The 18,534-nt window shown below is 53.5% G+C and carries 18 protein-coding genes; 14 read left to right on the top strand and 4 right to left on the bottom strand.

The window, feature by feature from the left end; translation table 11 throughout:
- Positions 1-2: 2 nt before the first annotated feature.
- On the bottom strand, positions 3-1,058 hold the full coding sequence (gene mltB / locus B4C79_RS05700) for a lytic murein transglycosylase B (protein WP_291739348.1): 1,056 nt from the start codon (positions 1,056-1,058) through the stop codon (positions 3-5).
- Positions 1,059-1,173: 115 nt separating this feature from the next.
- Here mltB and B4C79_RS05695 point away from each other — a divergent pair, with 115 nt between their 5' ends.
- The 6 genes from B4C79_RS05695 to B4C79_RS05670 all read left to right on the top strand — a co-directional run bounded on the left by B4C79_RS05695 (position 1,174) and on the right by B4C79_RS05670 (position 6,924).
- A complete protein-coding gene (locus B4C79_RS05695; protein ID WP_105028371.1) occupies positions 1,174-2,094 on the top strand; it encodes a histone deacetylase family protein in 921 nt (306 codons plus the stop codon).
- Positions 2,091-2,780, top strand: coding sequence for a carbonic anhydrase (locus B4C79_RS05690; RefSeq protein ID WP_105028372.1), 690 nt, complete (start codon positions 2,091-2,093; stop codon positions 2,778-2,780). Before B4C79_RS05695 ends, B4C79_RS05690 begins: the two co-directional genes overlap by 4 nt.
- Before the next feature lie 123 nt (positions 2,781-2,903).
- Complete coding sequence (locus B4C79_RS05685; RefSeq protein WP_008250324.1) at positions 2,904-3,653, top strand: electron transfer flavoprotein subunit beta/FixA family protein; 750 nt, start codon at positions 2,904-2,906, stop codon at positions 3,651-3,653.
- A gap of 25 nt (positions 3,654-3,678) precedes the next feature.
- Entirely contained in the window at positions 3,679-4,608 is a 930-nt protein-coding gene (locus B4C79_RS05680; RefSeq protein ID WP_105028373.1) for an electron transfer flavoprotein subunit alpha/FixB family protein, read from the top strand.
- 50 nt (positions 4,609-4,658) lie between these two features.
- The gene (locus B4C79_RS05675; protein WP_291740724.1) at positions 4,659-6,464 is read left to right on the top strand and encodes an acyl-CoA dehydrogenase; all 1,806 of its coding nucleotides are present in this window, start codon (positions 4,659-4,661) and stop codon (positions 6,462-6,464) included.
- 67 nt (positions 6,465-6,531) lie between these two features.
- Complete coding sequence (locus B4C79_RS05670; RefSeq protein WP_291740722.1) at positions 6,532-6,924, top strand: DUF2784 domain-containing protein; 393 nt, start codon at positions 6,532-6,534, stop codon at positions 6,922-6,924.
- On the opposite strand, the gene B4C79_RS05665 is transcribed toward B4C79_RS05670, so the two are convergent.
- Together B4C79_RS05665 and B4C79_RS05660 are read right to left on the bottom strand one after the other, a co-directional pair.
- Positions 6,921-7,130: a hypothetical protein gene (locus B4C79_RS05665; RefSeq protein WP_040512957.1), complete on the bottom strand. Its 210-nt coding sequence runs from the start codon at positions 7,128-7,130 to the stop codon at positions 6,921-6,923. The two genes, B4C79_RS05670 and B4C79_RS05665, sit on opposite strands and share 4 nt — an antisense overlap.
- A gap of 115 nt (positions 7,131-7,245) precedes the next feature.
- Positions 7,246-7,506 (bottom strand): hypothetical protein, encoded by a 261-nt coding sequence (locus tag B4C79_RS05660; RefSeq protein WP_138517562.1) that lies wholly within the window; start codon positions 7,504-7,506, stop codon positions 7,246-7,248.
- A 90-nt stretch (positions 7,507-7,596) separates the two neighbouring features.
- Here B4C79_RS05660 and B4C79_RS05655 point away from each other — a divergent pair, with 90 nt between their 5' ends.
- The 6 genes from B4C79_RS05655 (at position 7,597) to B4C79_RS05630 (ending at position 15,198) form a co-directional block, all read left to right on the top strand.
- Positions 7,597-8,544, top strand: coding sequence for a LysR family transcriptional regulator (locus B4C79_RS05655; RefSeq protein WP_291740716.1), 948 nt, complete (start codon positions 7,597-7,599; stop codon positions 8,542-8,544).
- 78 nt (positions 8,545-8,622) lie between these two features.
- Positions 8,623-9,492, top strand: a complete 870-nt coding sequence (locus B4C79_RS05650) for a bile acid:sodium symporter family protein (RefSeq protein WP_291740714.1) — start codon at positions 8,623-8,625, stop codon at positions 9,490-9,492.
- Between the two features lie 162 nt (positions 9,493-9,654).
- Positions 9,655-10,830, top strand: coding sequence for a glutamine-hydrolyzing carbamoyl-phosphate synthase small subunit (gene carA, locus B4C79_RS05645; RefSeq protein ID WP_168426903.1), 1,176 nt, complete (start codon positions 9,655-9,657; stop codon positions 10,828-10,830).
- A gap of 59 nt (positions 10,831-10,889) precedes the next feature.
- On the top strand, positions 10,890-14,120 hold the full coding sequence (gene carB, locus B4C79_RS05640) for a carbamoyl-phosphate synthase large subunit (RefSeq protein ID WP_171097908.1): 3,231 nt from the start codon (positions 10,890-10,892) through the stop codon (positions 14,118-14,120).
- Positions 14,121-14,201: 81 nt separating this feature from the next.
- Complete coding sequence (gene greA, locus B4C79_RS05635) at positions 14,202-14,678, top strand: transcription elongation factor GreA (protein ID WP_008250341.1); 477 nt, start codon at positions 14,202-14,204, stop codon at positions 14,676-14,678.
- A 28-nt stretch (positions 14,679-14,706) separates the two neighbouring features.
- Positions 14,707-15,198, top strand: a complete 492-nt coding sequence (locus tag B4C79_RS05630; protein WP_105028386.1) for a DUF4149 domain-containing protein — start codon at positions 14,707-14,709, stop codon at positions 15,196-15,198.
- A gap of 1 nt (position 15,199) precedes the next feature.
- Here the strand turns inward: B4C79_RS05630 and yhbY are convergent, their stop codons facing one another.
- Entirely contained in the window at positions 15,200-15,571 is a 372-nt protein-coding gene (gene yhbY / locus B4C79_RS05625; protein ID WP_291740708.1) for a ribosome assembly RNA-binding protein YhbY, read from the bottom strand.
- 28 nt (positions 15,572-15,599) lie between these two features.
- Here yhbY and B4C79_RS05620 point away from each other — a divergent pair, with 28 nt between their 5' ends.
- A complete protein-coding gene (locus B4C79_RS05620) occupies positions 15,600-16,235 on the top strand; it encodes an RlmE family RNA methyltransferase (protein WP_008250353.1) in 636 nt (211 codons plus the stop codon).
- A gap of 150 nt (positions 16,236-16,385) precedes the next feature.
- Positions 16,386-18,308 (top strand): ATP-dependent zinc metalloprotease FtsH, encoded by a 1,923-nt coding sequence (gene ftsH / locus B4C79_RS05615; protein WP_240965889.1) that lies wholly within the window; start codon positions 16,386-16,388, stop codon positions 18,306-18,308.
- Positions 18,309-18,534: the final 226 nt, after the last annotated feature.

Genomic DNA, 18,534 nt, shown 5'->3' with positions numbered 1-18,534 from the left:
ACTCAATTCAGCATCTCCCTTCTAAGTTTCAACGCTTCGCTGAGTTCCAGCACCGCGTTGGCATAGAAGGAGCTGCGGTTGTAACGGGTTACCACGTAAAAGTTATGCCCACCAGCCACAAAGGCAGGCTCGCCGTCTCCACGCACCAGTTCAATCAGCGCCAGTTTTTCATCAGGCTGTGTTTCGCCATTTAACTTCACGCCTTTTTGTTGCATCGCCGCCGGGGTGAAGGTGGGCACAATGTCGGGTGCCAGCAGTTCCTGCAAATTGTCGGCATGTTCTATGTCCACCAACACACGAGTGGCTTTGCCAGTTTCCCACCCGTGTACTTTCAGAAAATTGGCCACGCTGAAAATTGCATCGCGGCGGCTGTGAAACAAATCCACGATGCCGTCGGCGTCGCCGTCCACGGCAAATGCAGTCCATGAGCTGGGCATGAATTGGCCCAGCCCGATAGCCCCCGCATACGAGCCTTTCACCTCAAGCGCATCCAGGTGAGTTCTATTGCACAACGCAATAAACGCCTCGAGTTCGCTTAAAAAGAATTCAGAGCGGTCACGTTGGCCTTCAGGGTAGGCAAAGGCCAGTGTGGCCAGGGAGTCGAGCACCCGGTAGTTGCCAATGTGTTGCCCGTAAATGGTTTCCACGCCGATGATGGCCACAATTACCTCTTGCGGAATGCCGTATTTGGCTTCCGCCTCTTTCAAAGTGTCCAGGTTTGCATCCCAGAACTCCACGCCTTTACGAATGCGGTAAGGTTCTACAAAGTTGTTTCGGTATTTGTCCCAGTTTCGAACACTCTTGGTTTTTGCTGGCTTTACTGCCTTCACCACCTGTGGCAAGAGCTCAGCCTGCTTCAACAGTTCCAGCGTCATCGCCGCAGGTATTCCTTCTTTGGTTTGCAGGCGCTCTGCCAAGGCAGCAGCATTCTTGTGCTCGGCAAAGTTTACCTTCTGGGCGTCTTGGGCGTGCACAGCTTGAGTGCACAGGGCTGTGCTGATTAGAATGGAGGCAAAGCTTGTTAAGATTCGTTGAGCAGTCACAAAAGGAGTCAGCATGTCCGGTATCGGTGTAGTCAAAAGAAGTAGTGGTCGACCCGGCGCATGTTTGCTTGAATTGGCAGGTCCGTTGTTCACTATAACCCAGCATTCCCGTGCTGTTTGGGCCTAAGCCATGACCACAGCCTATATTTCCCATTCTGATTGCGCCCTGCACAACCCTGGTCTGGGCCACCCCGAGAGCATGGCTCGTTTGCGGGTGATTCGTGAAAAATTGCAGGCCTCCGATTTGTGGCCGCGCCTGGTTCATTGCGAGGCGCCCGAGGTGCCATGGTCGGCTGTGACGGCAGTACATACGCCCGCATATGTAGAAAGCATCAAAGCCCGTTTCCCCTTGAAGCGGAATATTGACATCGATGGCGATACCACTTTGTCAGAATTTTCGTTGGATGCAGCACGTCGCGCTGCGGGTGCCTGTGTGCATGCAGTCGATTTGGTCATGGCCCATGCTGTGAACAATGCTTTTTGTGCCGTTCGCCCGCCCGGGCACCACGCGTGTGTGGACCGTGCCATGGGCTTTTGCGTGTTCAACAACGTCGCAATTGCTGCGCAGCATGCCATTGATGCCTATCGGCTTGAGAGAGTGCTTATCGTGGACTTTGATGTACACCACGGCAATGGCACCGAGCATGCATTTGCCAACAACCCCAAGGTGCTGATGTGCAGTACTTTTCAATCGCCTTTGTATCCTTTCAGTGGCGGGCTTGATGGAGCGCGCAACATGGTGAATTGTCCCATTCAACCCGGTGGTGGTCGCGAAGAAATCAAACACGCCATTCAAACCCACTGGGTAGATGCGATTGATCGCTTCAAGCCACAGTTGGTGTTGGTCTCAGCCGGGTTTGACGCCCATGAAAGCGACCCATTGGCTGACATGACCCTTAGCACTGAGGACTATGGCTGGATCACCCAATTCCTCAAGCGTGTCGCTGAAGAATATTGCGATGGCAAACTGGTCAGTACGCTGGAAGGGGGTTATGAACTGGAGGCTTTGGCCGATTCTGTATATGCCCACGTGGAGGCGCTTGCATCGTGATTTTTTCAACCCCCGCGCCGTATTCCGAAAATCGATTGAGTGAAATGTTGGCGCGCAATGCGCAATGGGCTGGGCAAATTACAGCGCAAGATCCCGATTACTTCAAGCGGCTTTCTGCTGGGCAAAGCCCGGCCTTTACCGTGATCAGTTGTTGCGATAGTCGAGCCGATCCCAATACCCTGCTGCAAAGCAATCTGGGTGAATTGTTCGTATACAAAAATGTGGCCAATCAGGCTGGTTTGAACGATCTGAGTTTGCAAACTGCAATCCAGTTTTCCATTGACAGCTTGAAAGTGAAACATATCCTGGTGTTTGGGCACCACAATTGCGGTGGCGTTCGTATTGCCTTGGGTTTGCATGCGGGCGGTGCACCTGGCGATTGGCTGGAAGGTGTGCGTGAGCTGGCCCACGATCATCAGTTGTTCAACCCGGCCTCGCCTGAGCAAGCCAACCGGAATGTCGACAAACTGTGTGAGCTCAATGTGATTCAGCAGGTGAGACTGGCTGCGTTGAGCCCAGCGGTGAATGCCGCCTGGGGTCGGGGCGAACCGGTGGCTGTGGGTGGCTTGGTGTACAGCCTGTCAACCGGGCGGGTCATTGATCTGGATTGCACGATTCGAAGCCGGGCCGAGATCGATGAGCGCTGCTTTTCAGCCATGAAAGCGATCTGCGCACGCTACCAATAACCTCGACAAACCCCCCCTTAGAGTGTAGACTCTATGAAAAATCGAACGATCGTGCGTTTTTTCTGAAAACGCTTCGTATAATCACATTCACACATTATCAATTTCAATTATGGGATGGCTTGCATGAAGATCCTGGTACCCGTTAAACGCGTAGTCGACTACAACGTAAAAGTGCGCTGCAAAAGCGACGGTTCTGGCGTGGATATCGCCAACGTTAAAATGTCGATGAACCCCTTCGACGAAATCGCCGTTGAAGAAGCCACGCGCCTGAAAGAAGCTGGCGTGGCCACTGAAGTGATTGCCGTAAGCTGTGGCGTGGCCCAATGTGTTGAAACTTTGCGCACCGCTGCTGCCATTGGCGCTGACCGTGGCATTCTGGTTGAAACCGATGTTGAGCTGCAGCCTCTGGCCGTTGCAAAAATCCTCAAAGCGATTGTTGAGAAAGAAGGCATTGACCTGGTCATCATGGGTAAGCAAGCCATTGACGACGATTGCAACCAGACCGGCCAGATGCTGGCTGCCCTGGCAGACATGCCACAGGGCACCTTCGCATCCAAAGTGGTTGTTGAAGGTGGCAAAGTGAATGTAACCCGTGAAGTGGATGGCGGCCTGGAAACGGTTAGCCTGAGCCTGCCAGCGGTTGTAACCACTGACCTGCGCCTGAACGAGCCACGCTATGTGACTTTGCCCAACATCATGAAGGCCAAGAAAAAACAGATCGACACCATCAAGCCCGCTGACTTGGGCGTGAATGTTGATCCACGCATCAAAACCCTGAAAGTGAGCGACCCGCCCACTCGTTCAGCCGGTATCACCGTGCCCGATGTGGCCACGCTGGTCGACAAGCTGAAGAATGAAGCGAAAGTGATCTAACACAGGGAATACAGGAGCACAAATCATGTCAGTACTCGTAATTGCAGAACACGACAATCAAAGTATCAAGCCCGCTACGCTGAACACCATTGCTGCGGCCCAGAAAATTGGTGGCGACATTCACGTGTTGGTCTCTGGCAAGGGATGTGGTGCTGCCGCTGAGCAGGCTGCCAAGGCTGCCGGTGTAGCCAAGGTATTGCTTGCAGATTCTGATTCACTGGGTGACCAGTTGGCAGAAAATCTGGCTGCGCAAATTCTGGCCGTGGCCGGTAACTATGGTCACATTTTGGCACCCTCAACCAGCGTGGGTAAAAACGTGTTGCCGCGCGTTGCTGCCAAGCTGGATGTTGCACAAATTTCCGACATCATCAGCGTTGAAAGCGCAGACACCTTCACACGCCCAATTTATGCTGGCAACGTGATCGCCACGGTTCAGTCTTCTGACGCGACCAAAGTAATCACCGTGCGCACCACCGCATTCGATCCAGTTGCAGCCGTTGGTGGTTCTGCTGCCATTGAAACCTTGAGCGCTGCTGCCGATTCTGGCAAGTCCACATTTGTAAGCCGCGAAGTGGCCAAGAGCGACCGCCCTGAACTGACCGCCGCCAGCACCATTATTTCCGGTGGTCGTGGTATGGGTTCGGCTGAAAATTTCAGCGTGCTGAATCCCTTGGCCGACAAACTGAACGCTGCCATTGGCGCTTCACGCGCAGCAGTGGATGCAGGTTATGCACCCAACGACTGGCAGGTTGGCCAAACCGGCAAAATCGTGGCGCCGCAGTTGTACATGGCTTTTGGTATTTCCGGTGCCATTCAGCACCTGGCTGGCATGAAAGACAGCAAGGTGATCGTGGCCGTGAACAAAGATCCCGAAGCACCAATTTTCGGCGTGGCCGATTACGGTTTGGTGGGTGATTTGTTCGACGTGGTGCCTCAACTGACCGAGAAGTTGTAATCAAGAAACTGTAAACAACGTAAAACGCAAAGCTGTATCAGGAGACGACAATGAGTTACAACGCCCCAGTCAAAGACATGATGTTTGTCTTGAAAGAATTGGCCGGCTTGGATCAAGTATCCCAGTTGCCCGGTTGTGAAGATGCGACCGAGGAAACCGTGGATGCGGTTCTGAATGAAAATGCGAAGTTCACCAGCGAAGTGGTAGCCCCATTGAACTGGTCGGGCGACGTAGAGGCCGCCAACTGGAAAGACGGCGTTGTAACCACAGCCAAAGGCTTCAAAGAGGCATTCAAAGCCTTCGGCGAGCAAGGCTGGCAGGGCCTTCAGCACCCCGCTGAATTTGGCGGCCAAGGTCTGCCCAAGCTGGTGGCAACACCTTGCATGGAAATGGTCAACGGCGCCAACCTCAGCTTTGCGTTGTGCCCCTTGCTGACCGATGGCGCAATTGAAGCGTTGTTGGTGGCAGGCAGCCAGCAACTGAAAGAAACGTATATCCCCAAAATGATTTCCGGCGAATGGACCGGCACCATGAACCTGACCGAGCCACAGGCCGGTTCAGACCTGGCGTTGGTGCGTTCCAAAGCCGTGCCGCAAGGCGATGGCACCTATCGTATTTCTGGCCAGAAAATCTACATCACCTACGGTGAACACGACATGGCGGGCAACATTGTGCACTTGGTGCTTGCCCGTACCCCCGATGCGCCCGAAGGCGTGAAAGGCATCAGTCTGTTCGTAGTGCCCAAGTTTTTGGTGAACGAAGACGGTTCTTTGGGCAAACGCAACGATGTGTACTGCGCATCCATCGAACACAAGCTGGGCATCAAGGCCTCGCCAACCGCGGTGCTGCTGTATGGCGACAACAAGGGCGAAGTGGGCCAGGGCGCGATTGGTTACCTGGTGGGTGAAGAGAACAAGGGTTTGCAGTACATGTTTGTGATGATGAACGCCGCCCGTTTCCAGGTGGGTGTTCAGGGCATTGGTTTGGCCGAGCGTGCTTATCAAAAAGCCGTGCAGTACGCCAACGACCGCGTGCAGTCTCGCCCGGTTGATGGCTCTGCCAACGAAGCCGTTGCCATTATTCACCACCCCGATGTGAAGCGCATGTTGATGAGCATGCGTTCGCAGGTTGAAGCTGCGCGCGCCATGGCTTGCGTGGCCGGTGCTGCATACGATGCCGCCCATTTCCACGCCGATGAAGCCACACGCAAGCAAAACATGGCTGTGTATGAATTCATGGTGCCGCTGGTTAAAGGCTGGTCGACTGAAATGAGTATCGATGTGACATCCACCGGTGTGCAGGTACACGGCGGCATGGGCTTCATTGAAGAAACAGGTGCAGCGCAGTACTACCGCGATGCAAAAATCCTGACCATCTACGAAGGCACAACCGCCATTCAGGCCAACGACCTGGTGGGCCGCAAAACCTCGCGTGACGGTGGCGCCATGGTCAAAGCCCTGTGTGCGGAAATTGCACGCACAGTGGTTCAGTTGAATGAATCCGGTTCTGCACACGCCAAGGCAGTGGCAGCGCGTCTGGATGCGGCCCGCGCCTCATTCCTGGATGCGGCACAGTTTGTAGTCGACAACATGAAGAGTAATCCAAACGCAGTGTTTGCAGGTTCAGTGCCTTATTTGAAATTGGCTGGCACCACTGTGGCTGGTTGGCAAATGGCGCGTGCGCTGTTGGCTGCAGAAGCGAAAATCAAGGCTGGCGAAACAGACAGTTTCTACAGCGACAAGATTTTGACCTCGCGTTTCTTCGCCGACCATGTATTGAACACCGTGCCTGGCCTGCGCGACAGTATTGTGAACGGTTATCAGGGTGTCACAGAAATGGCAGTTGCAAATTTCTGATTGACCCTGGTTGTTCAGTCATTAAAAAGCCCCTCACATCGAGGGGCTTTTTGTTTATGCTGCCTGCATGAACTATTCACATTTTGCTGACTTGGTGCTCTTGATCCACTTTGCCATTGTGCTATTCGTGGTGGGTGGCTTGCTGCTGATCGTATTGGGCAATTTCTTGCGTTGGTCTTGGGTCAACCACTGGTGGTTCAGGGCCATGCACTTACTCGCAATTTCAGTGGTTGTTCTTGAAAGCTGGCTGGGCATTGAATGCCCGCTTACCACACTTGAAAACTGGTTGCGCCTGCAGGCAGGGCAGGGTGTTTATCAGGGCAGCTTCATTCAACACTGGGTTCACGGGGTCATGTTCTATCAGGCCCCAGGCTGGGTGTTTGCCTTGGCTTACACCCTGTTTGGCCTTGCGGTTGTGACGGCTTGGTGGCGCTGGCCGCCGCAGCGAATTTGCAGTTAATACTTTGTTTTTGGTTCATGCATTGCCTTGGCAATCGCTTGAATCACCACATCATGGTGTGTGGTTTGTTGGGCAATTTCCGTTGTCTTGGTGGCCTTGGCTTTCTCGCATTCGGTCATCGGTTGATTCACCGGGTTGTTTGCCAAAGCAAGGGTGGATGCTGTGCTTATGGCGATTGCAAAGCAAGTTTGTGCGAATGTTTTCATGGCGGTCTCCAGTGGTTGAAGATTCGGCACGACCTCGTACCGAATCCAGTTCCACTGTGCGACCTTTCGAATGACAAACTTCCCACTGCATGATTACAGTTGTGTCATTCTGGTCTTACCAACCCCCAATGCTGGCACCTGCTGCGTCAAATCCGCCAATTGCACCGTCAGAAAACCAGCCGGAAAAGTTCAGCCATTCCGTGGTTTCGGTCACCAGCACGGTGGGCAGCTCAGTGGTCAGATTCGTGGCTTGGGCCAGGCCAATGCCAGCCAAAACAATCAGCAAAATTAATGTTGTCCTGAGTGCCTTGTTTGCGGTTTCAAACAGGTTCCAGTTCAGGTCCAGGCCAGTGAGGTTTTCGGGCCATTCGTTCATGATTCACACTCCTTTTGAGATGGTGTGAAGTCATGGTATTGATGTACATTGTGCAAATAAACTACCGGTATCGAATTACACCATTGCGCCATGAGCAACAATTTCAATGAACTTCAAGCGGCTGAAACCTTCCTGATGGTGGTGAACACTGGCAGTTTTGCGGCTGCGGCCAAGCTGAAAGGCGAGAACCCGTCCAGTATCAGCCGGGCCATTGCGCAGCTCGAGGCCCATTTGAATATCCGTCTGCTTAACCGCACCACGCGGCAGGTCAAAATTACCGAGGCGGGCGAAATTTATAAACTGTATGCGCAGCGCATGCTGGAAAGTCAGCAAGAGGCGCGTGATGCGATTACACAACTGCAAAGCGGGCAACCGCACGGAACCGTTCGTATCAGCCTTCCAGTGATCGTGGGTGAAAAAATACTCGCACCCCGCCTGCCTGAATTTCATGCCAAGTACCCCGATGTGCAACTGCAAGTGGACCTCTCCAACCGCAACGCAATGATTGTAGAGGAGGGCTTTGATATTGCTTTGCGCGTCGGCCTACTGCAAGACTCCACCTTGCGGGCTCGCAAAGTGGCCACCATTTGGCGAAAGCTGTACGCCGCACCCGCTTACCTTGAAAAGCATGGCGTGCCTCAAACCCCTGCCGATTTGGTGCACCATCAATGCATTGCATTTTCTCAGCGCGGAGACCAAAAGGAATGGGAGTTCTGGCCCAAGAACGGCGCGCAGCCCAGTCAAAAGCACCGGGTGATTTCATGGCTTACCTGTTCCAGTCCTATGATGGTGGTTCGGGCCATTCAGTCGGGTCTGGGTTTGGGCCGAAGTGCGGACTGGATGTTGCAGGGTGCTTTGGCACGTGGCGAATTGCTTGAAATTCTTTCAGACTGGTATTGCGACAACCCGGCTACAGGCGGTTTGCCCATGTATTTGGTGTTTCCACCCGGTTTAAGCAGCCAGTTGTCCTTGAAAACCCGTGTGGTTGCCGACTTTCTGGAGCAAATTGTTCGCACAGAATTCAAAAAGGCGGATTAAACGTCAATTTGCTGACAGCGAAACAGCCAGCCTTGGGCTACATTAGCTGAACAACAAAAAATACCCCATGGAGACACAATGCTCGGCAACACCTACATCACGATTGGTTTACCCGTTTCCCTTTTCATCATCATGATTGGCATGGGTTTAAGCCTGACTGTCGAAGATTTCCGGCGTGTCAAAGAACAGCCCAAAGGCGTTGTGGTCGGTACAGTATTGCAGCTGGTGGGCGTGCCTTTGCTGGGGTTCGCCATCGGTGGCATTTTCGGTGGCGGTGTCATGGCGGCTGGTCTGGTGCTGAGTGCAGCCATGCCCGGCGGTACTACTTCGAACGTGCTCACTTACCTGGCCAAAGCCAACCTGGCTTTGTCAATTACGCTCACCGTGCTGGCCAGCCTGCTTACCGTGGTGACCATTCCGTTCTACATGGCCTACGCTTTGCCCATGTTTGTAGGCGAGGGCACGCAGCTTGAACTTCCATTTCTGAAAACCCTGCTTACCATGATGGTGATCGTGATTATCCCAGTGTGTATTGGCATGTTTATTCGTGCCAAGAAGCCGGAGTTGTCACAAAAGTTTGAACCGGCAATCAATAAATTCGCGGTGTTTGTGCTGGTTGCAATTATTGTGTTGATCGCAATCAGCGAGTCTGAAAACATGCCTGGCTGGTTTGCCGAGGCCTGGATGCCCGTGATGGCGCTAAATTTTGCTGCCGTTGCCCTAGGTTTGCTGGGCGGAAAAATTAGCGGCTTGAATGCCCGAGACAGTTTGACTGTGTCAATTGAAATGTGTGTGAAAAACTCGACACTGGGTTTGACCATTGCGCTGTCATTGCTGGGCAATGCTGAAATAGCGGTTCCGGTTGTTGTTTATGGCTTGTTGATGTACGCCACGGTGGCGGTGTTGTGTTGGTATGGTCGACGCATCGCGGCCTCAAGCCCTGCTTAATTCCCCGAAAGTTCTCCAAAGTTCTCGATAGGCCACACTTCGGTGTGGCCGAACCCGGCTGTTCCGGGTATAATTCTCGGCTAGCTGAATGATTCTTAGGCAAAAAGCCTGCGCGGGTGTTATTTGTCCCCGGGTGTTTTGTCGCATCTATTGGAGTTTCCCTTGTCGAAATTAGTCGCAAGCGCCCACCCGCGCGCCTTGCTCGCGCTCGCAGACGGCACAGTATTCGAGGGCATTTCTTTTGGCGCCCCCACCACGCAAGTGGGTGAAGTGGTGTTCAATACATCGCTCACGGGTTATCAAGAAATCGCCACCGACCCATCCTACTGCCGCCAAATTGTCACCCTCACTTACCCTCACATCGGCAACGTTGGCACCAACCCTCAGGACGAAGAATCCGCCGGGTTGCATTTGTCTGGCCTGGTCATCAAAGACCTGCCTGAACTGGTGTCCAACTTCCGTTCAACAATGCCCTTGGCTGATTACCTGAAAAAGCATGGTGTGCCTGGCATTGCTGGTATTGATACCCGCAAGCTGACCCGTATTCTTCGTGAAAAGGGCGCCCAGAATGGCTGCCTTTTGACTGAAGGCAGTGGCGAAACCTTGAGCGCTGAGCGCGCCATTGAACTGGCCAAAGGCTTCCCTGGCCTGGCTGGTATGGACTTGGCCAAGGTGGTTTCCTGTACAGAAGCCCATGAGTGGGTTGAAGGCGAATGGGCTTTGGGTGTGGCTGCTGAAGAGCCCCATTTCCAGACTGGCGAGCGCCCACATCATGTGGTGGCATTCGACTATGGTGCCAAGCGCAATATTTTGCGCATGCTGGCCCAGCGTGGCTGCCGCGTAACAGTGGTGCCGGCTCAAACCCCGGTGGAGAAAGTACTGGCCCTGAACCCCGATGGCGTGTTCTTGAGCAATGGCCCAGGCGACCCCGAGCCCTGCGACTACGCCATTTCTGCCATCAAGCATATTCTGGACAACACCAAACTGCCCGTGTTTGGCATTTGTTTGGGCCACCAGCTTATGGCTTTGGCCAGCGGTGCCAAAACCATGAAAATGAAGTTTGGCCACCATGGGGCAAACCACCCGGTACAAGACCTGAAAACCAAGCGTGTGGCCATTACCAGCCAAAACCATGGTTTTGCTGTAGATGCCGATTCATTGCCTGCCAACCTGCGCGTTACGCATGTGTCCTTGTTCGACGGGTCTATCCAGGGCCTGGAGCGAACTGACCGTGCAGCCTTTTGCTTCCAGGGCCACCCGGAAGCCAGCCCAGGTCCGCACGATTTGGCAGAACTGTTCGACCGTTTTATTTCAGACATCAAGGCAGCCAAAGCGTAATACGCCCTTGTGCAAACCTGTTTGAACCGTATTGAAATTTTTAAAATTAAAGGGAAGTTATGCCAAAGCGTAACGATCTAAAAACAATCCTGATCATCGGCGCCGGCCCCATTGTGATTGGTCAGGCCTGCGAATTCGACTACTCAGGTGCTCAAGCCTGTAAAGCGCTTCGCGAAGAAGGCTATAAAGTGGTGCTGGTCAACAGCAACCCTGCCACCATCATGACTGACCCGGAAATGGCCGATGTTACTTACATCGAACCCATCACCTGGCAGGTTGTTGAGCGCATTATCGAGAAAGAACGCCCCGATGCCGTGTTGCCCACAATGGGTGGTCAAACTGCCTTGAACTGCGCGTTGGACTTGGCCAAGCACGGTGTGCTGGCCAAATACAATGTCGAGTTGATTGGCGCGAAAGAAGAAGCCATTGAAAAAGCTGAAGACCGCTTGAAGTTCAAGAACGCCATGACCAGCATCGGCCTGGATTCTGCGAAGAGCGGTGTGGCACATTCCATGGAAGAAGCGCTTGAAGTGCAGGCCAGCATCGCCAAGCAGGTTGGCAGCAACGGTTTTCCGGTCATTATTCGCCCCAGTTTTACTTTGGGCGGAACCGGTGGTGGCATTGCCTACAATGCTGAAGAATTCGAAACCATTTGCCGTCGTGGTCTGGAAGCATCGCCCACCAACGAACTGTTGATCGAAGAAAGCCTGATTGGCTGGAAAGAATACGAAATGGAAGTGGTGCGCGACAGTGCAGACAACTGCATTATCGTGTGTTCCATCGAAAACCTGGACCCCATGGGCGTGCACACCGGCGACAGCATTACCGTGGCGCCTGCACAAACCCTGACTGACCGCGAATACCAGTTGATGCGCAATGCTTCCATTGCCATTCTGCGTGAAATTGGCGTGGATACCGGTGGTTCTAACGTTCAGTTCTCGATCAACCCAGCCAATGGCCGCATGATCGTGATCGAAATGAACCCGCGTGTATCGCGTTCATCGGCTTTGGCATCCAAAGCCACGGGCTTCCCGATTGCCAAAGTGGCAGCCAAGCTGTCTGTGGGTTACACCCTTGATGAATTGAAAAACGACATCACCGGCGGCTTGACCCCTGCGTCGTTCGAGCCTTCCATCGACTACGTGGTCACCAAGATCCCACGTTTCGCATTCGAAAAATTCCCCACAGCCGACGACCGCCTGACCACACAGATGAAGAGTGTGGGCGAAGTGATGGCCATGGGCCGCACCTTTCAGGAAAGCTTCCAGAAAGCCCTGCGTGGCCTGGAAGTTGGCGTGGATGGTTTGAATCAGAAAACAACCGATCGCGAAGTGATCGAACGTGAATTGGGTGAACCCGGCCCCGAGCGAATTTTTTATGTGGGCGATGCGTTTGCCCAAGGCTTTAGCCTGGAAGAAGTACACCAGTTGACCAAAATTGATCGTTGGTTCCTGATTCAAATTCAAGACATCGTGGACACGGAACTAGAGCTGGAAACCAAAACGCTGGCGGATCTTTCCGAGCCAGTGTTGCGTTTGCTCAAACGCAAGGGCTTCTCTGATCGTCGCTTGGCTTATTTGCTGGATGTGTCGGAAGCTGAAATCCGCAAGCTTCGCCACCAGCACAATGTTCGCCCTGTGTACAAGCGCGTAGACACTTGCGCAGCCGAATTCAAGACCGGCACCGCTTACATGTACTCCACTTACGAAGAGGAATGCGAAGCTGCGCCCACTGACAAGAAAAAGATCATGGTGCTGGGCGGTGGCCCCAACCGAATTGGTCAGGGCATTGAATTCGATTACTGCTGTGTGCATGCCGCCATGGCTTTGCGTGAAGACGGCTATGAAACCATCATGGTCAACTGCAACCCTGAAACGGTTTCTACCGATTACGACACTTCCGATCGCCTGTACTTCGAGCCATTGACGCTTGAAGACGTGCTTGAAATTGTTGCCATTGAAAAGCCGGTCGGCGTGATTGTTCAGTACGGTGGTCAAACCCCACTGAAACTGGCCAAATCACTGGAAGCCAACGGTGTGCCTATCATCGGTACCAGCCCGGAAAGCATCGACATAGCCGAAGACCGCGAGCGCTTCCAGAAGCTGCTGACCAAGCTGAACCTGCGCCAGCCGCCTAACCGCACTGCACGCACTGAAGCCGAGGCCATTGCACATGCCCAGGAAATTGGTTACCCACTGGTGGTGCGCCCAAGCTACGTGCTGGGTGGCCGCGCCATGGAAATTGTGCATGAGCAGAAAGACCTTGAACGCTACATGCGCGAGGCCGTGAAAGTGAGCAACGACAGCCCTGTGCTGCTCGACCGCTTCCTGAACGATGCGATTGAGGTGGACGTAGACGCCTTGTGCGATGGCCAAACCGTGATGATCGGCGGCGTGATGGAGCACATTGAGCAAGCGGGCGTGCACAGTGGCGACTCAGCCTGTTGCCTGCCCCCCTACAGCTTGTCTGCTGATATGGTCAATGAATTGAAGCGTCAATCCGAACTCATGGCCAAAGCCTTGAACGTGATCGGTTTGATGAACGTGCAGTTCGCGATTCAAAACGACACTGTGTATGTGCTGGAAGTGAACCCACGCGCCTCGCGCACTGTGCCTTATGTGTCCAAGGCCACTGGCAAGCAGTTGGCCAAGATTGCCGCGCGCTGTATGGCCGGCCAAACCTTCGCGGCCCAGGGCGTGACGGAAATTCCCGTACCGAAGTATTTCTCAGTAAAAGAAGCCGTGTTTCCCTTTGTGAAATTCCCCGGGGTTGACACTATTTTGGGCCCAGAAATGAAGTCCACGGGCGAGGTCATGGGCGTTGGCCGCACTTTCGGTGAGGCGTTTGTGAAGTCGCAGCTGGCCGCGTCGGTCAAGTTGCCTGAAGGTGGCACCGCTTTCATCAGCGTGAAAACCGAAGACAAGAAGCACACCGTGAAACTGGCCAAAGGCCTGGTTGATCTGGGCTTCAAGATTATTGCAACGCGAGGCACGGCAGCGGCCATTGCTGAAGGTGGCATTGAATGCACCGTGGTGAACAAGGTGCTTGAAGGCCGCCCGAACATTGTCGACATGCTGAAAAACGGAGAAGTGCAGTTGGTGGTGAACACGGTTGAAGAGCGCCGAAGCGCGATTAACGACAGCCGTTACATTAGAACCACTTCACTGAGTTCTCGTGTTACGATCTTTACAACCATGGCAGGTGCACTGGCTTCAGTCGAGGGCATGAAACACCTCGGCGCAATGGACGTTTACAGCGTTCAAAGCCTGCATGCGGAACTCTCCGCTTAATCTGCCTGTCTGAACCTTTAAGCCGTCTCATAGCAATGTTTGCTATCAGGCGGCTTTCCATTTGCAGGAACAACTGAATTTATGGCCACTATCCCATTGACCGTCAAGGGTGCTGAAAAGCTGAAACAAGAATTGCATCGCCTGAAAACCATTGATCGCCCAGCGGTGATCAATGCCATTTCCGAGGCGCGCGCGCAGGGCGATTTGTCGGAGAATGCCGAATACGATGCAGCCAAGGAAAAGCAGGGTTTTATCGAAGGGCGTATCAAGGAAATTGAAGGCAAGATGAGCAATGCACAGATCATCGACCCCACGAACGTGGATGCGGAAGGCCGCGTGGTGTTTGGCGCGACTGTGAAGCTGGAGGACATTGAAGCCGGCGCCACAGTTGAATACCAAATTGTGGGCGACGATGAGGCCGACATCAAAGCTGGCCTGATTTCCATTTCCAGCCCGATTGCGCGTGCCTTGATTGGCAAGTATGAAGGTGATGTGGCCCATGTTCAGGCACCAGGCGGTTTGCGCGAATATGAAGTGCTGGAAGTAAAATACATTTGATGGTTTTTGTTAAAGGGGTGCAATAACAATGACTTGGCGCGGTTTTCGGGGTGCGGAACTGGCGTTCTGGGCAATTTGGCTCGGGGCTTTGTGGTTCATGGCCATTCTGGTTGCGCCGGGCTTGTTCAAATGGTTGCCACGCCCCGAAGCGGGTTTGGTGGCAGGCCGATTGTTTTACATGTTGGCTTTGTATTCCCTGGTGAGCAGCGCTGTGTTGTTAACCTTGTCAAATTTTGCTGGCGAATTGCGCGCAAGTTTGCGGCTGAATGCCTTGATGGCCGTTATTTTGGGGGTCAGCGTGGTTGAGCTTGCCTGGCTTCAGCCCCACATGAATACCTTGCGTGAAGCCATGGCGGGTTTGCAAGGAGACGAGCTTGCGGCCATGCGTAGCCAGTTCGGCAACATGCACGCCATTTCAAGCGTGCTGTATTCCGTCAAGATGATTGGTGCGCTGGTGTGGGGCTTGAACCGGTTTGGTGTCACAAAGGACAATAAGCCAGCCTCGATTCCAAAGGCTTGAGTTAGTCTTTGGAAACAAACTGACGCTTGGTTTGGCGTGGACCTTTGGGTTTTGGTCGGCTTTTTGCCTTGGTTTTTTCGGAGTCTTCTGCTTTGGGGCGGAACAACACCAGCAACTTGCCAATGTGTTGAACCAAGGCTGCGCCAGTTTCATCGCAAATGGCTTGCGCATATTCAAGGCGGGCTTCCCGGTCGTCGCCAGCCACGCGTACCTTGATCAGACCATGTGCATTCAGGTTCATGTCGATTTCTTTGACCACATTGGGTGTTAAGCCCTTGTCGCCAATCAAAACTACCGGATCCAATGCATGGGCCTGGGCTTTAAGCGCCTTTTTCTCGGCGGGTGTCAGGGTTACAGCTGCGGTGTCCGTCATATTAATTTTTCACTCGGTTGGGTAATCGGTGGCTAAAAAGAAGAAACTCAATAAAAACTGGTTGCATGACCACATCAACGACCCTTACGTGAAAATGGCCACGAATGCGGGTTATCGCGCCCGTGCCGCCTTCAAACTGAAGGAAATCGCCGAGCCGGAAGGGTTGTTGAAGCCAGGCATCAAGGTGGTCGACCTGGGCAGCGCGCCGGGAAGTTGGTCGCAGGTGCTTCGGGAAGCCTTGGTTGGGCCTGGGGGTGTCATCAATGGCCGTATTATCGCACTGGATCTGCTTCCAATGGAACCAATTGCGGGTGTTGAGTTCATTCAAGGGGATTTTCGCGACGAAGCCGTGCTCGAAGACCTGAACCAGCGCTTGGGTGGCGAAAAGCTGGATCTGGTGGTTTCCGACATGGCGCCCAATCTTTCCGGTGTTGCTGCAGCCGATTCAGCCCGAATTGAGCATGTGTGCGAGCTGGCCATTGATTTTGCATTGAATCACCTAAAGCCCAATGGGGCGCTGATCGTGAAGATTTTTCATGGGTCTTCCTACAGCAACATTGTGCACCAGATGAAGCAGGTGTTTAAAAGCGTGTCGCCGCGCAAACCCAAGGCCTCACGAGACCGTTCTCGTGAAACCTTTTTGCTTTGCAAGGGTCTTAAATAGGTATTTTGCAGCATCATGATCCAGGCGATTGCGATTGTTAATGCACACCATGAAATAGTGTGATGGCGTATTTCATTCGCTTGGGTTTAAAATGGACAACCTGCCCCCATTTCCCTAGGGTGGTGGCAGAGTCCTCGAGGAGAAGTGGCATTGAATAATTCGTTTTCCAAAGCAGCAGTCTGGTTGGTTGTAGCGCTGGTGCTCTTTACTGTGTTCAAACAGTTTGAAGGGCAACAAACACGCTCCAACGAAATGACCTATTCCGAGTTCATGCAGGATGCGCAAAATGGACGCATCAAGAGCGTGATCGTTGAAGGGCGTGTGGTTCGCGCCCTGACTACCGATGACCGTGAGCGAGTGGTTTATTCGCCTGGCGACATCTGGATGGTCGGTGACCTGCTGAAGTACGGTGTGCAGGTGCGCGCCAAGCCCGAAGAAGAGCCATCGCTGTTGATGAGCCTTTTCGTGAGCTGGTTCCCCATGTTGCTGCTGATTGGTGTGTGGATCTTCTTCATGCGTCAAATGCAGGGCGGTGGCAAGGGTGGTGCATTCAGCTTTGGTAAAAGCCGCGCCAAATTGCTCGATGAGAATACCAACCCTGTTACCTTTGCGGACGTTGCAGGTTGCGACGAAGCCAAAGAAGACGTCCATGAGCTGGTTGAATTCCTGAAAGATCCCACCAAGTTCCAGAAGCTGGGTGGCCGAATTCCCCGTGGTGTGTTGATGGTGGGTTCACCAGGTACGGGTAAAACCTTGCTGGCCAAAGCCATTGCAGGTGAAGCCAAGGTGCCTTTCTTCGCAATCTCTGGTTCCGACTTCGTTGAAATGTTCGTGGGTGTGGGCGCGGCTCGTGTTCGCGACATGTTCGAGCAAGCCAAAAAGCAAGCTCCCTGTATTATTTTCATTGACGAAATTGATGCGGTGGGTCGCCAGCGTGGTGCAGGTTTGGGTGGCGGTAACGACGAACGCGAACAAACCCTGAACCAGATGCTGGTTGAAATGGACGGTTTCGATACCAACCAGGGCATTATCGTGATTGCTGCGACCAACCGCCCCGATGTACTCGACCCAGCCTTGCTGCGTCCAGGCCGTTTTGACCGCCAAGTGGTTGTTAGCCTGCCCGATATCCGTGGCCGTGAACAAATTCTGAAAGTGCACATGCGCAAAATTCCAATGTCGCCAGACGTGGATGCATCTGTACTGGCCCGTGGTTGCCCCGGTTTCTCGGGTGCTGATTTGGCCAACCTGGTGAATGAAGCCGCTTTGTTTGCCGCACGCCGCAATGGCCGTGTGGTTGAAATGAACGACTTTGAAAAAGCCAAAGACAAGATCATCATGGGTGCCGAGCGCCGCAGCATGGTGATGCCCGAAGAGGAGCGCCGCAACACGGCCTACCACGAGTCGGGCCACGCTGTGGTTGCCAAATTGATGACAAAAACCGACCCGGTGCACAAGGTAACGATCATTCCGCGTGGCCGTGCCTTGGGCGTGACCATGCAGTTGCCGGAAGGCGACCGTTACAGCATGGACAAAGAACGCATGCTGTGTACCATCGCCGTGTTGTTTGGTGGTCGTATTGCTGAAGAAATTTTCATGAACCAGATGACCACGGGTGCATCGAATGACTTTGAGCGCGCAACAGCCATTGCCCGCGATATGGTGACCCGTTACGGCATGACCGAGGCTCTTGGCCCCATGGTGTATGCAGAGAACGAAGGTGAGGTGTTCCTGGGCCGTTCAGTGACCAAGACCACGCACATGAGCGAGCAGACCATGCAAATGGTGGATGCTGAAATTCGCAAGATCATTGATTCCCAGTATAAAGTGGCTTGGGATATTCTGGATCAGAACCGTGACAAGGTTCACACCATGGCCAAGGCTTTGCTGGAGTGGGAAACCATTGATGCGGATCAGATTAACGACATTATGGATGGCAAAGACCCGCGTCCACCCTCAACTGGCGGTAGCACACCACCCACGGGTGGTAGCCCAAGCTCCAGTGGTGGCGGTGGCGAGAAGGTTGCTCCTGCGCCTCAGCCTGCACCTGCTGCGATGAGTGTGAAAGCAGATTAAACCCTGCTGGGTTTGTTAAAACTTGAAAGCCGTTGGTTTCGCGACCAGCGGCTTTTTTGTTGACTTCTCGCGAGGCTTGGGTGCTACGTCACCAAGCCTTAAGCAAGTCTTCTGATTGTGGCGCGGCGTTGGTGTGGTCGAGGCTTGGGCGCTGTGCCACCTTGCCTAAGCAATGCTTCTGATCCGGCTTGATGCTTCTGGCTTGGGGCATGCGAAACGCTTAAGC

This window comes from Limnobacter sp. UBA7229, assembly GCF_002473065.1.
Taxonomy (GTDB): Bacteria; Pseudomonadota; Gammaproteobacteria; order Burkholderiales; family Burkholderiaceae_B; genus Limnobacter; species Limnobacter profundi.
The sequence above is the reverse complement of the archived record's forward strand: the minus strand, read 5'-3'. Positions and strand labels throughout refer to the sequence as shown.

Excerpts from the sequence above, each read along its gene's own strand:
- mltB (WP_291739348.1), bottom strand. The coding sequence starts at position 1,058 with ATGCTGACTCCTTTTGTGACTGCTCAACGAATCTTAACAAGCTTTGCC.
- B4C79_RS05695 (WP_105028371.1), top strand. The coding sequence starts at position 1,174 with ATGACCACAGCCTATATTTCCCATTCTGATTGCGCCCTGCACAACCCT.
- B4C79_RS05685 (WP_008250324.1), top strand. The coding sequence starts at position 2,904 with ATGAAGATCCTGGTACCCGTTAAACGCGTAGTCGACTACAACGTAAAA.
- B4C79_RS05680 (WP_105028373.1), top strand. The coding sequence starts at position 3,679 with ATGTCAGTACTCGTAATTGCAGAACACGACAATCAAAGTATCAAGCCC.
- B4C79_RS05675 (WP_291740724.1), top strand. The coding sequence starts at position 4,659 with ATGAGTTACAACGCCCCAGTCAAAGACATGATGTTTGTCTTGAAAGAA.
- B4C79_RS05670 (WP_291740722.1), top strand. The coding sequence starts at position 6,532 with ATGAACTATTCACATTTTGCTGACTTGGTGCTCTTGATCCACTTTGCC.
- B4C79_RS05665 (WP_040512957.1), bottom strand. The coding sequence starts at position 7,130 with ATGAAAACATTCGCACAAACTTGCTTTGCAATCGCCATAAGCACAGCA.
- B4C79_RS05660 (WP_138517562.1), bottom strand. The coding sequence starts at position 7,506 with ATGAACGAATGGCCCGAAAACCTCACTGGCCTGGACCTGAACTGGAAC.
- B4C79_RS05655 (WP_291740716.1), top strand. The coding sequence starts at position 7,597 with ATGAGCAACAATTTCAATGAACTTCAAGCGGCTGAAACCTTCCTGATG.
- B4C79_RS05650 (WP_291740714.1), top strand. The coding sequence starts at position 8,623 with ATGCTCGGCAACACCTACATCACGATTGGTTTACCCGTTTCCCTTTTC.
- carB (WP_171097908.1), top strand. The coding sequence starts at position 10,890 with ATGCCAAAGCGTAACGATCTAAAAACAATCCTGATCATCGGCGCCGGC.
- greA (WP_008250341.1), top strand. The coding sequence starts at position 14,202 with ATGGCCACTATCCCATTGACCGTCAAGGGTGCTGAAAAGCTGAAACAA.
- B4C79_RS05630 (WP_105028386.1), top strand. The coding sequence starts at position 14,707 with ATGACTTGGCGCGGTTTTCGGGGTGCGGAACTGGCGTTCTGGGCAATT.
- yhbY (WP_291740708.1), bottom strand. The coding sequence starts at position 15,571 with ATGACGGACACCGCAGCTGTAACCCTGACACCCGCCGAGAAAAAGGCG.